The 13,029-nt window shown below is 69.5% G+C and carries 10 protein-coding genes and 1 pseudogene; 6 read left to right on the forward strand and 5 right to left on the reverse strand.

What is annotated here, in order from left to right; genetic code table 11:
* The first annotated feature begins 283 nt into the window (after positions 1 to 283).
* From ACWDTS_RS18595 to ACWDTS_RS18610, 4 genes and pseudogenes are all read left to right on the forward strand, one after another.
* Positions 284 to 2,866 carry a transglycosylase domain-containing protein gene (locus ACWDTS_RS18595; protein WP_450108951.1) on the forward strand — a complete coding sequence of 861 codons (2,583 nt, stop codon included), beginning with the start codon at positions 284 to 286 and terminating at the stop codon, positions 2,864 to 2,866.
* A 10-nt stretch (positions 2,867 to 2,876) separates the two neighbouring features.
* Positions 2,877 to 4,484: a glycosyltransferase family 87 protein gene (locus ACWDTS_RS18600; protein WP_450118780.1), complete on the forward strand. Its 1,608-nt coding sequence runs from the start codon at positions 2,877 to 2,879 to the stop codon at positions 4,482 to 4,484.
* A gap of 26 nt (positions 4,485 to 4,510) precedes the next feature.
* The gene (locus ACWDTS_RS18605) at positions 4,511 to 4,972 is read left to right on the forward strand and encodes an RNA polymerase subunit sigma-24 (RefSeq protein WP_197250683.1); all 462 of its coding nucleotides are present in this window, start codon (positions 4,511 to 4,513) and stop codon (positions 4,970 to 4,972) included.
* A gap of 191 nt (positions 4,973 to 5,163) precedes the next feature.
* A pseudogene (locus ACWDTS_RS18610) lies at positions 5,164 to 5,394 on the forward strand (response regulator transcription factor); the annotation flags it as partial.
* Between the two features lie 4 nt (positions 5,395 to 5,398).
* Here the strand turns inward: ACWDTS_RS18610 and ACWDTS_RS18615 are convergent.
* Positions 5,399 to 5,671 (reverse strand): LuxR C-terminal-related transcriptional regulator, encoded by a 273-nt coding sequence (locus ACWDTS_RS18615; RefSeq protein WP_450108883.1) that lies wholly within the window; start codon positions 5,669 to 5,671, stop codon positions 5,399 to 5,401.
* Positions 5,672 to 5,856: 185 nt separating this feature from the next.
* Here ACWDTS_RS18615 and ACWDTS_RS18620 point away from each other — a divergent pair, with 185 nt between their 5' ends.
* The gene (locus ACWDTS_RS18620; RefSeq protein ID WP_450118781.1) at positions 5,857 to 9,633 is read left to right on the forward strand and encodes an nSTAND1 domain-containing NTPase; all 3,777 of its coding nucleotides are present in this window, start codon (positions 5,857 to 5,859) and stop codon (positions 9,631 to 9,633) included.
* A 67-nt stretch (positions 9,634 to 9,700) separates the two neighbouring features.
* Here the strand turns inward: ACWDTS_RS18620 and ACWDTS_RS18625 are convergent, their stop codons facing one another.
* From ACWDTS_RS18625 to ACWDTS_RS18640, 4 genes are all read right to left on the reverse strand, one after another.
* Positions 9,701 to 10,066 (reverse strand): CD225/dispanin family protein, encoded by a 366-nt coding sequence (locus ACWDTS_RS18625; protein ID WP_450108885.1) that lies wholly within the window; start codon positions 10,064 to 10,066, stop codon positions 9,701 to 9,703.
* 117 nt (positions 10,067 to 10,183) lie between these two features.
* Entirely contained in the window at positions 10,184 to 10,597 is a 414-nt protein-coding gene (locus ACWDTS_RS18630) for a DUF2752 domain-containing protein (RefSeq protein ID WP_450108886.1), read from the reverse strand.
* Positions 10,598 to 10,619: 22 nt separating this feature from the next.
* Positions 10,620 to 11,222 (reverse strand): GNAT family N-acetyltransferase, encoded by a 603-nt coding sequence (locus tag ACWDTS_RS18635; protein WP_248676078.1) that lies wholly within the window; start codon positions 11,220 to 11,222, stop codon positions 10,620 to 10,622.
* Complete coding sequence (locus ACWDTS_RS18640) at positions 11,219 to 12,589, reverse strand: hypothetical protein (protein ID WP_450108887.1); 1,371 nt, start codon at positions 12,587 to 12,589, stop codon at positions 11,219 to 11,221. Before ACWDTS_RS18640 ends, ACWDTS_RS18635 begins: the two co-directional genes overlap by 4 nt.
* A gap of 130 nt (positions 12,590 to 12,719) precedes the next feature.
* On the opposite strand from ACWDTS_RS18640, the gene rpsF reads away from it, so the two are divergent.
* Positions 12,720 to 13,007, forward strand: a complete 288-nt coding sequence (gene rpsF, locus ACWDTS_RS18645) for a 30S ribosomal protein S6 (RefSeq protein WP_068161222.1) — start codon at positions 12,720 to 12,722, stop codon at positions 13,005 to 13,007.
* Positions 13,008 to 13,029: the final 22 nt, after the last annotated feature.

Genomic DNA, 13,029 nt, shown 5'->3' on the forward strand with positions numbered 1-13,029 from the left:
GGGCCGGCCGTACCCTCCGCAGCCCTATCCGGGTCAGCAGGGCCGGCCGGGTCCGCAGGGGCAACCCGGCCCGCGCGCCGGGGGCCCGCCGGGACCGCCGCCGATGCGGAACCCGATGCCCCGGAATCCGCAGCAACCGCAGCAGCAGGGCCCGCAGCAACCGCAGGGCCCCCAATATCCGCAGGGGCCTCAGCGTCCCCAGCAGTCTCCGCGGAGCGGGCCGATTCCGCAGCAGAATCCGCGCAGCGGACCGGTTCCCCAGCAGAACCCCCGCAGCGGACCCATGCCCCAACAGAACCCGCGCAGCGGACCGATGCCGCAGCAGCGTCCCCAGCAGTTCGCCGCCGCGCCGCCGAACCGTGCACAGACGGGTCCCCAGCAGCCCGCCGGCGGCCGGCCTCAGGCCGACCCAACCGTACGGATCCCGCAGGAAGGGGCCCGGCCCCAGGCCGACCCGACCGTACGGATCCCGCAGGATCAGGCCCGGCAGGCCGTGGCCGCCAACCGGCAGCCTCCGTCACGCCCCGCAGGTACCCCGCCGGGTGGACGTCCGCCGACTCCGCCCCCGACCGCCCGCGGCGGTGGCGGCGGAAACAGCGGTGGCGGCAAGGGCGGCAAGTCGTCCCGGTGGCGCACCATCCGGCGCATCGGTTACGTGGCGGTCGCGCTCGGCCTGATCGTTCCGATTCTCACGTTCATGGTCGCCTACGTCGTCCAGGACGTGCCCCGGCCCGGCGACCTCAAGACCAATCAGGTCGCCACGATCTACGCGTCCGACGGCTCGACGGTCATCACGAAGGTGATCCCGCCCGAAGGAAACCGCACCGAGGTCCGGCTCGACGAGATCCCCGAGCACGTCCGCAACGCCGTGCTCGCCGCCGAGGACCGCGACTTCTACACCAACCCGGGCTTCTCGGTCACCGGCTTCGCGCGCGCGGCTCGCGACAACATCCTCGGCCGTGAGAGCGCGGGTGGTGGCTCGACCATCACCCAGCAGTACGTCAAGACCGCCCTCGTCGGGTCGGAGCGCACGCTCACCCGAAAGATGAAGGAGCTGGTGCTGTCGTCGAAGATGGCCAACCAGTGGTCGAAGGACGACATCCTCGCCGCCTATCTGAACACCATCTACTTCGGTCGCGGTGCGTACGGCATCGCCGCGGCGTCCAACGCCTACTTCGGCAAGCCGGTCGGCGCGCTGACCGTCGAGGAAGGTGCGGTGCTGGCGTCGTCGATCCAGCTGCCGTCGCTGCTGGACCCGGAGCAGAACCCGGAGGGTGCCGAGGCTCGCTGGAACTACGTGCTCGACGGCATGGTGACGGCCGGAACCCTCAACGCCCAGGATCGCGCCGGCATGAAGTACCCCGCGTACGTGCCGCTCGCCGAACTGGACAACGGAGACGAATCCTCGGGTCCCGAAGGACTCCTGAAGAACCAGGTGCTGCAGGAGCTGTCCGCGGAAGGCATCGACGAGAAGCTCCTCAACACCGAGGGCCTCGAGATCACCACGACCATCGACCCGCAGGCACAGGAAGCGGCCCTGGACGCGGTCCGCTCGACGATGGAGGGTGAACCGGAGGAACTGCGCACCGCCGTCGTGTCCGTCGACCCGCACACCGGTGCCGTCCGCGCGTACTACGGCGGCGAAAGCGGCATCGGGTTCGACTTCGCACAGTCCGGCCTGCAGACCGGTTCGTCGTTCAAGGTGTTCGGCCTGGCCGCGAACCTGGAGCAGGGCAAGCCCCTGTCGACGACCTACGACAGCGGCCCGCTGACCGTGAACGGCATCAAGATCGGCAACGTCGAGGGTGAGCAGTGCGGCCAGTGCACCATCGCCGAGGCGTTGAAGCGGTCGCTGAACACCAGCTTCTACCGGATGATGCTGTCGATGGACAACGGTCCGCAGGCCATCGCGGACATGGCGCACAAGCTCGGCATCCCCAAGGAGATCCCCGGTGTCGGGGAAACCCTCACGGAACCGGACGGCGCCGGCCCGAACTACGGCATCGTCCTCGGCCAGTACCAGTCCCGCGTCCTCGACATGGCCTCCGCGTACGCGACCCTCGCCGCGTCCGGCACCTACCACGAGCCGTACTTCGTGCAGAAGGTCGTCACCGCCGACGGCAGCGTGCTACTCGACCGCGGCTCACCCACCGGTGAGAAGGTCGTCGACGACGCGGTCGCCGACAACACCACCGCCGCCATGCAGCCGATCGCCGCGTACTCCAACGGGCACGCTCTCGCGGGCGGACGTCCGTCGGCGGCGAAGACGGGCACCGCACAGCTCGGCGACACCGGTTCCAACAAGGACGCCTGGATGGTCGGGTACACCCCGTCGCTGTCGACGGCGGTGTGGGTCGGCACCGAACAGGGCCTGCCGCTCGAGAACAGCTGGGGCGGCATGATCTACGGTTCCGGTCTGCCGTCCGACATCTGGAAGGCGACGATGGACGGCGCTCTCGAGGGCACGGACGTCGAGAAGTTCCCGACCCCGGGCGCCATCGCCGGCGTGTCCGGTGTGCCCGCCTTCACGGCCGAGGTCACGGCTGTGCCGACGACCACCAAGGCCCCGGAGACGAGCCGCACGATTCCGTCGTTGCCGGAGATCCCCGAGATCACGACGCGCGACGTCGAGATCCTGCCGGGCGTGACCATTCAGCTGCCGGGGGTGGCGCAACAGCCGACCACCACTCCGCAGCGGCCCGGCCGGGAGACGGAGACGACCCCGGAAGAGGACTCGCCCGGTTTCGGAACCGAGGAGGATTCGGGCGACGAGCAGGGAACGGAACCGTCCGTGGAGGAAGCGGTTCCGGCTCCGGGCGGACAGGCCGGCCAGCAGCAACCCGGCGGAGCAGTACCCGGCAGGTAACCTCGCCTCCGTGAGCGACAAGGAGGCGACCGGCAGGCCCGCGGGCGCGAAGACGAGGGTCGTGTCGCCGGCACCGCTCGCACCCGACCTCCGCTCGGCGGACTGGCGCGACACCCCCGGATGGAACGATCCGATGGTGTCGCGCCTGTCCACCGCGATCGGTGGGCCGGTCGGCCGGTACGCGCTGCTCGGCCGCACCCGCTTCTTCACCCCGCTGCGGGTGCTGCTGCTTCTGGCCGTGGTGTTCCTGTCCTTCGGCTGGTTCACCAAGGCCGCCTGCATCCAGCAGGCGCCGATCGGACCGAACGGTGAACTGGGACTCGACTGGCGAGGCAACCGCCAGTACGTCGCGATGTGCTACTCGGACGTGGTGCCGTTGTACGGCGCCGAACGCCTCAACGAAGGCGCGTTCCCGTACGCGACGTCGTGGGAGGAACCCGCACCGGACGGCGGCACGCAGGTCCGCTACATGGAATACCCGGTGGTCGCCGGGCTGTACCAGTACGTGTCGATGCGGGTCGCGAAGGCGTGGGATTCCGCGTCGTGGCTGCCCGGCGGCCTGCAGGTGGCGATCTACTTCAACGTCGTCGCGCTCGGCTCGGCCATGGCATGGCTGGTGACGGTGTGGGCGACGGCGCTGTCCGCCGGCCGCCGGATCTGGGATGCCGCGCTCGTCGCGGCGTCCCCGCTGGTGATCGTGCACGCGTTCACCAACTTCGACGCACTCGCCACCGCGTGCGCTGCCGGTGGTCTGCTCGCCTGGGCGCGACGCCGGCCGGTGCTGGCCGGTGTTCTCCTCGGACTCGGCGGCGCCACCAAGCTGTATCCGCTGCTGCTGCTGGGCCCGCTGTTCCTGCTGTGTCTGCGCGCGGGCAAGATGCGTGCCTTCGGCCGGACCGCGGCGGCGGCTGCGGCGGCGTGGCTGGTCGTGAATCTGCCGATCATGCTGCTGTTCCCGCGCGGATGGGCCGAGTTCTTCCGTCTCAACACCGAACGCGGCGTCGATCCCGATTCGATCTACAACGTGGTGCGTTCCCTCACCACGTGGTCCGGGTGGGATCCGGAGACGTCGAACCTGGTGTCGCTGCTGTTGTTCGCGGCCGCGTGCGCGGCGATCGCATGGCTCGCCCTGACCGCCGCGCGCCGGCCCCGGCTGGCCCAGTTGTGTTTCCTCGTGGTCGCGGCGTTCCTGCTCACCAACAAGGTGTGGAGTCCGCAGTATTCGCTGTGGCTGGTGCCGCTCGCGGTGCTCGCGCTGCCTCATCGCCGGGCGCTGCTCGCGTGGATGACGATCGATGCGCTCGTGTGGGTTCCGCGCATGTACTACTACCTCGGTCCTGCGGAGAAGGGACTGCCCGAACAGTGGTTCACCGTCACCGTCCTGATCCGGGACTTGGCGGTGCTGGCGCTGTGCGTCGCGGTGATCCGGCAGATCCGGAGACCCGCCGAGGATCTCGTGCGTTACGGGTTCGTCGACGACCCGATCGGTGGGGTCGTCGATCAAGCTCCAGACGACTTCCCGCGCTGGTGGCCGAGGGTGCTGCGCCCCCGGGACGGCCGCGAATCACCCACGAAGTCATCCGATGGGACGACGCGGACTGTCGGTGCTTCGACCTAGTCTCGACGGGGACGTGAGGAGGCGCTGTGGCTGCGAATCACCGCGGCTCGTCGGGGCAGGCGACGACCGGATCGGTTCCGTGTGAACTCGCGTGGGCTGTTGCTCGCGGCGACTCGTCCGCGATTCCGGCCTTGTTGCGTGTGCTGCACCCGCGGGTGGTGGGCTATTGCCGCGCCCGGGCCCACGACGGTGGTATCCCCTTCGCCGAAGCCGACCGGATCGCTCTCGACGCATGCCGGACCGTGCTCGCCGAACTCTCCTCCCCCACGGGTGCGAATCGGAACTTCGCCACCCTCGTCTACGAGATCGCATCCCGTGCCGTCGATTCGGTATCCACGGACACGGCGGTGCAGTTGCGCCGGGAAGTGCTGATCATGCGCACGATCGTCGGGCTGGATCCCGAACAGACCGCGGCGGTGTTGAGCATCAGCCCCGGCCGGGTCCGGCTGGAACAGCACGCGGCGTTGAAATCCCTGCGCGTGGCATGACGTCGGCGCGACGTTACGTTTGCGCTCTGTGACGATTCCCTTGCAGTCGTCGGACGGCCTCGTCGGTCCGTAACCGTTATTATCCCAAACATCACTTTTCGGAAGGTCGGGGGACCTGCGGCGGTGGGCCGATCGAGGAGGATCCCGTGTCAGCTGATGTTTCGTGGTCGGTTGCTGCCGTAAACCCCGAACCGAGCCGCCCGTCGCTGTCCCCTCGTGAAGTCGAGGTCCTCCGCGGCTGGCTCCGATCCGATTCGAAGACCGAAGTCGCCGCCGAGCTGTTCATCTCCGTCGCCACCGTCAACACGCATCTGGCCCGGATACGGGAGAAATACGCCGCGGTGGGCCGGAATGCCGGTACCAAGGCCGCGCTCACCGCTCGGGCCCTGCAGGACGGCCTCGTCACCCTCGACGAGCTGTAGTCGGCTACCACTCGTCGAGCGTCGTCAGACCGTCCTGCAGGGCCCGCGCGAACAACGCGGCCTTCGTGGGTGCGCTGCGTCCCACCGACGCGTACTTCGAACGGATCCGCGTGATGTGGGTGTTGAGCGTCGATTCCGAGACGAACAACTCCTGCGCCGCGCGAGATTTCGAATCCGACGACAGCCAGGTCAGCAACACCTCCACCTCGCGGGCGCTCAGCAGCGGTCGACGTACCAGGGATGAACGGATCCGGGTCACGGGTTGGGGCGCAGTCATGGAGCTCCTTCCGGAGGAAGCCGAAACGGGGTGCGGCGCGAGAACGCCGGGAAAGGGGAACGGCGCGAGCGCGCCGGAATCCATCCTCGCCGCCACCCGGGCCCGGTCAGAAGTACACCGAACGGTTCGATACGGAATCCGTACGGCAGAACGTCTTCTACCTGCACCGATACGAAAGGGCATAGATGCCGCACCAGAGCACGGAGCCGCTGGATCCCGAACGGATCGGCGCCAGAACGCAGTTCGCCGAGGCACTGACCGAGCTCCGCACCCGGGCCGGACTGTCCGTGCGCGACGTCGTCGCCGCGTCCGGGGCACAGCACGGCACGGTCGCCGGATGGTTCGCCGGCCAGCACCTGCCGACGAAGGCGAGCAGTGCCGCCCTGACCGCGGTGCTCGCCGCGTGCGGGGTCGACGACGAGGCGGAAGTGGCGGCCTGGCAGGCCGCCGCCGGACGGGCCCGGCAAGCCGCGATCCGCCGCGCCGACAAGTCGGTCGTCCCGTACCGGGGACTGGCACCGTTCGGGGAAGAGGACGCCCCTTGGTTCTTCGGGCGCGACGACCTCACCGCCGAACTGCTCGCTCGCGTCCGGGGCGCGAGCACCGGTGCCGCCGGCCGGGTGCTCTTCGTCATCGGACCGTCCGGGGCCGGGAAGTCCTCACTGCTGCGCGCCGGCCTGGCCGCCTCCGTCGCCGAGGCGTTTCCGGAGTGGCGGCGCACCGTCGTGACCCCTGCGGGTATCGGGGTGAGCGCGCTGGTCGCCGCGCTGACCGAGACCGGACCCGCGCTGCTCGTCGTCGATCAGTTCGAGGAACTGTGGACCCACTGCGGGCCCGACGACCGCGCGACGGTCCTCACCCGGCTGGCCGCCGTCGGCCCCGACGTCGTGGTGGTGCTCGGGTTGCGGGCGGACTTCTACCCTGCTGCCGCGCGCGAACCGGTGCTCGTGCCGATCCTCGCGGCGGGTCCGCTCGTCGTCGGACCGCTGACCGACACGGACCTGGAGAAGGTCATCGTCGCCCCGGCCGAGAAGGCCGGTGCCACCGTGCCCGACGAACTCGTCCGTGTTCTCCTCGCCGACCTCACTCCGCGCACCACCCGCACGGCGACCGATCCGGGCACGTTGCCGTTGCTCTCGCACGCGCTGCTCGGCACCTGGCAGCGGGCCCGTCGCCGCACCCTCACGGTCGCCGACTACCTGGCCACCGGTGGTGTCTCCGGCGCCGTGCAGAAGAGCGCCGAGGAGGTCTACGCGGAACTGACCCCGGAGCAGCAGGTGCTCGCCCGGCGAATCTTCCTGCGGTTGGTCAACGTCGACGACGACACGCAGACCCGCCGCCGCACACCGTGGAGCGAGCTCGCGATCGGGGACACCGCCGATGTCACCTCGGTCGTCGACCGTTTCGCCGCGCGGCGGTTGCTCACCGTCGACGAGGACACCGTGCAGCTCTCCCACGAAGTGCTGCTCACCGCCTGGGATCGGCTGCGTGAGTGGATCGACTCGGACCGGGTCGGTCTCGGGGTGCACCGCCGCCTGACCCGCGCCGCGCAGGTGTGGCAGGACAGCGGACGCGACACCGGGGCGCTCCTCACCGGAGGGCGGCTCGAGCTGTTCGAGGAATGGGTCGACGACGATCGGCGGGACGCGCTCAATTCCCTGGAGTTGGAGTTCGTCGACGCCAGCCTTCGCCACCGCGACCTGACCGTCCGCGACGAGCAACGCCGCACCCGGATGTTGCGGCGGCTCGTCGGTGCCCTGGCCGTCGTGTCCGTGGTCGCGGTGACGGCCGCGGTCGCCGCGGGGTTACAGGCGAACGGGGAACGGGCCCAGGCGCAATCGGCACGCGACGAAGCGATGTCCCGGCAGATCGCAACGGTGTCCGCGCAGTTGCGCGACGACGATCCCGCGCTGGCGTCGCAGCTCGCGGCCGCCGGTTATCAGGTCAGCGACACCCTCGAGGCCCGGTCCGCATTGCTGGACGCGACGGCCGTGCATGCGCCGACCCGGATCGCCGGACCGGAAGGAGGATCGGTCGCGCGGGTGGATCCCGATGCCCGGATCGTCGCCTCCGCCGGCAGCGACGGCGTGGTGCGTCTGTTTCCGGTCATCGGCGGGCGGCCCGCCGTGACACCGGTGGCCGAGTTGCCGGCCACGGTGGACGGCGCGTTGTACGCACTCGAGTTCGGACCGGACGGAAGCACCCTGGCCGTCGGGGGGCAGGGCGGCGCACGGCTGTGGGACGTGCGTGATCCCGCAAACCCGCGGGTCGTGACCGAGCTGACGGACACCGATCGAGTGATCTACGGATTCGCGTTCGATCCCACCGGCACTCGGCTGGCCGCCGGCGACGCCACCGGCCACGTGTTGCGCTGGAACATCGATGGCGCTGCCGTCACGGCGCTTCCCGAACTCGAACATCCCGGTGCTGGAACGGCATTCGTCGCCTTCTCCCCGGACGGGAGAACCCTGGCGACGCTCGGGCGCCAGGCATCGATGCGGTTGTGGGACACGAGCGGATGGGATACGGCGATGACGCCGCGCTTCGATCTGCCACCGGACGGCTCGACGGTGCACCACCTGAGCGCCACGTTCTCGCCGGACGGTCGCACCTTGGCGTCCGGAACGACCCGGCGCGAGGTGGCCCGGTGGTCGCTGGCCGACGACGCGCCGCCGGTTCCCTTGCCGCCGCTGACCGGATTCTCCAGTTACGTCAACGATGTCGCCTTCGACTCCACCGGAACATGGGTGGCGGCCGGAAGCTCCGACAACACGGTGCAGATCTGGCGGGCCGCCGACGGCGAACCGGTGGAGATGTTGCCCGGCGCGAACCCCGTTACCTCCGTGCGCTTCTCCCCCGACGGATCGGCGATCCTCACCGGTGCGCTCGACGGCGTCACCCGATGGTGGCCGCTGCCCGGCCCGGCACTGCCCGGCGCGCGCGACACGGTGTATGTCAACCCGATCGGGGACGGCACCCTGCTGCTCGCCGGGGCAGGTGGTCGCGCGGGCGGAATTCCGTTGTGGGACATCGACGATCTGCGCAGACCGCGTCCGCTGCCCGAACTGGTCGTGGAACCGGGAGTGCAGACCGGGGCGGCGGCGATCACGAGCGACGCCGACCTGGCCGCCGTCGGAACGGTGTCGGGTGCGGTGGCACTGTTCGATCTCACCGAACCCACCGCGCCCCGATCGCTGGGATCGACGCCGCCCGTGGTGGCGGGAATGGTCGGCGTGGTCGCCTTCGACCACGAGGGGCACCGGATGGCGGTGTCCGCGCAGGACGATGCGACGGTCGCGCTGGTGGACGTGACGGACCGGAACGCGCCGCGGACGATCGGAACCTTCACGGCCGGAAACTATCCGCAGATGATGGCCTTCGCCCCGGACGGCACCCTGGCGGTGCCGACCGCGGACGGCGAGGTCGAACTGTGGGCGACCGCCGGGTCGTCGGAACCGACCCTGCTGTCGACCGTCGGTGGATTCGACAGTCAGGCGCAGGCGGTCGCATTCACGCCCGACGGTGCGACGCTCGCCGCGGGCAGCGCCGATCGCAGCATCCGGTTGTGGGACGTCACCGATCGCACTGCGCCGCGCGATCGGGCTCGGATCACGGGGCCGGCGGATGCGGTGTATTCGCTGCAGTTCTCACCGTCCGGCGATCGGCTCGCCGCCGGGGTCGGCGGTGGCGCGGCATGGCTCTGGGATGTGCAGGATGCGGAACACCCTGCGGCCTACGCCGTACTGTCCGCGTCCGGGACACGGGTCAACGACGCCACGTGGGCGCACGACGGCGAGATCCTCGCCGGGGGTGGACCGGACCGGCTGGTGCGACTGTGGACCACCGACACCGAGGCCGCGACGGACCGGGTGTGTGAGAACGCCGGATCCGCGATCACAGAGGACGAGTGGGAGCGGTACCTCCCTGGTGTCCCCTACCGGAATCCGTGCGCCGGGCAATGAGCCCTGTGACTGCCGGGTTGCGGTCGGCGACCCGGCAGTCACAGGAGTGATTCGGGTTTCGCGACGGTCAGTAGCCCGACGAGGCGACGATGGCGAACATGACCACCCAGTACAGGAAGACCAGAACCCACATCGAGACGAACGCCACCGCAGACCAGATCGCGAGCTTCCTGGCATCGGCGGCGGACTTGCGGGCGGCGTCGAATTGCCCGTGTGCCCACAGCGTATTGACCTGATTGGCCTTGATGATCGACACGATACCGAGGGGCAGGCAGCACAACACCGTGGCCAGAATGGCCCAGACCATGTTGTTCTCGGGCGGCGGCCCGAACTGCGGGCCGGCCGGGTACTGCCCGTAGCCGTAGCCCGCGGGTGCGGCCGGGGGGTAGTACCCCTGTGGATCGTTCGGCGGGTACTGCGGATACTGGTTCACGTCGGTCCTCGCTCGTCGGCCGGGTATCCGGTCCGATCCGGACCCGGTGCGTGAATTGAACCAGCCCGGGCGCGAATTCGCAGTATGCGGGCCGGTGCCGGAGTTCCGCCGGGAGGCTCATATCCGGAGGGACGCGAAAGGCCCCACGGGGATGTTGCGAATCACGAACCAGCACAAGACGACCACCAGCACGATCTGTGGGGACCGTCGCCACTGGTACCACTGGACGTAGCGGCGGTCGCGGGCCCGTCCCACGGTCCACACCGCGAACGACCACAGCAGAACCACCACCGCGAGCACACCGACGGCGTTGTACCGCAGCGCCGACGGAACATCCAGATGCAGAAGCGAATACAACATGCGGGACGAACCGCAGCCGGGGCACCAGAGTCCGAACAGGGCGCGGGTGGGGCACGGCGGGATCGGTCCGCCCGGCGTGGTGGGGTCGGCCCACACCACGGCGGCGCACACGCACGCGGACAGGGCCGCCACCCCGGCGGGGGCGGCGAGCCTGCTCAGCGCGGCGTGCACGGTCGTGGTCCTCGCCCGGTGTTCAGGGTTGTGCGGAACTGTCGGCGACCCGCGCCTCGAGGCGAGCGCGGGCGAGCGGCCAGTCGTCGTCCGTCATGGAGAACAGCGCGGTGGTCCGCCAGCTGCCGTCGCGCCGGCGACGGTGCTTGCGCAGCAGTCCCTCGAATTCGGCGCCGAGTTTGGCGATGGCCCCGCGCGAGTGCGCGTTGCGTTCGTCGGTGTGCCACTCGACGCGCACCGCGCCGAGCTCCTCGAAGGCGCGGCGGAGCAACAGCAGTTTCGATTCCGCATTGACGCCGGTGCCCTGGGCGGCGCGCGACAGCCACGTGTAGCCGATGACGAGTTTCCGGTGGGCGGGGTCGATCCCGTAGTAGGAGGTGGTGCCCACGACCGAATTCGTGCGGATGTCGACGATCGCGTACGGCAGGCGATCGGAGTCGTCGAGCGCGGCGCGCACGAATGCTTCGGCGTCGGCGAGTTCCTCGATGATCACCGACGTCCACCGGAAGATCGCCTCGGCGTCGTCGACGGCAGCCAGCAGTCCCGGCGCATGTTCCATGGTGAGCGGCTCGAGGCGGACGAGGGTGCCTTCCAGAGTGGGTTGCCGGTACCAGGATTCGCTCATCGGGCACGTCCAGCGGTCGTCATCGGCCTGGTCCTTTCGGGAGCCGGGGCGGGGGCACGCATCCGCAGGGATGCGCGCGCGAACACGACGAAGAGTACGGCCAGCAGGATCGCGCGTCCCCACACGCCCACGTGGGTGAGCAGCATCGCCGTGGTCATGTCGCGCTGACCGGCGGTGGCGGCGAACCAGAGGAAGACGCCGACGCCGATCGCGACGTCGGCGACCAGGTACGCGGCGACGAGCGACCACCGGACGCGCACGAGCACCAGCAGGGGCAGCAACCACAGCGTGTACTGCGGGGAATGCACCTTGTGCAGCAGCAGGAACCCGCACAGCATCGCCGCACCGATCGCGATCCACGGGTACGTGCCCTCGCGCCGGTAGCGACGCCAGCCGATCGCCAGGGCCACCGCGAAGGACACGCAGATCAGCAACGGCGACAGGACGGAGACGAGACCGTTGTAGGCGGGGGTGACCTCGGTGCCCTCGTAGCCGCCCAGCAGCGGGCGCAGTCCCCAGAACCAGATCGAGTTGCTCGTCGAATCGGCCGCGCGGTTGCTCTGGAACTCGAAGGACGCGCGCCAGCCCGGGTAGCCGAGCAACGCGAACGGCAGGTTGACGGCGACGACGGTCGCGGCACCCGCGGCTGCCACGGCTACGGCACCGCGCACGTCGAAGCGAGCAGCCGCTCCGGCGCGGTCGGCCGGGTCCCGATCGGTGCGGTCACCGCGGGTCAGGACATAGGCGACGAGTGTCAGCAGGAAGATCCCGGGATAGAGCTTCAGGCAGCAGCCGATGCCGAGCAGCACCGCGGCGAGCACCCCGCGGGTACGCAGCGACCAGCGTCGGGTGGCGACGATCGCGATCGCGCCCACCGTCGTCGCGACGACGGGCAGGTCCCAGTTGTGGAAGGCGTACAGCACGAGCGGGGGCGTCGCCGACCAGAGCAGCGCGGCCCAGCCGGCGAGCCGGCCCAGCATCCACGCGGTGAGCAGACCGAACGGTGCCAGCAGCATCGCCGACCAGAACAGGAATTCCGCATCGGTGTGGGCGGGGACGGCCCCGAGCCACATCAGCACACCGCTGAGCACGGGATATTCGACGGTGCCGCCGACGAGGTGGCCGGTGGCGGTGATGGCGCCGTCGAGGAACGGGAAGCGGTGCAGGTTGATGTCCCGTCCGATCCACAGTTGCTGGATGTCGGAGTAGCAGACGTCGGCATCCTTGACCGATTCGAAACGCAGAGTGCGGCCGAGCTCGTCGAAACGCGGTCCGGCGCAACGTGCCTTGTTGAGATAGCCGAGGACGAGCGTGACCGCGCACAGCAGGACGGCGACGAGCGCGGGGATCCGGGTGCTCGTGCGCATGTTCCTCACCCTAGGTGAATTTCGCTGGTCAAGGCGTGGTCATGTACCCTTCTTGGGTTGCTGACGCAACGACCCTCCTGTCACGGATCGTCCGTGACCGTTCACAGTCCATGGGAGGTGATGAGGTCTTATGCGTCATTACGAATTGATGATCATCCTGGACCCCAGCCTGGATGAGCGCACTGTCGCTCCCTCGCTGGAGACGTTCCTCAACGTGATCCGCCAGGAAGGCGGCAAGGTCGACAAGGTCGACGTGTGGGGTAAGCGTCGTCTCGCATACGAGATCGCCAAGAACAGCGAAGGCATCTACGCGGTGATCGACATCAGCGCGACGCCTGCTGCCGTTGCGGAGCTGGATCGCCAGCTCGGCCTGAACGAGTCGGTGCTCCGCACCAAGGTTCTGCGCAACGACAAGTGAGCCTGTCGGCGCCTGACCGTAG

It is taken from the genome of Rhodococcus sp. NPDC003383 (assembly GCF_053589115.1).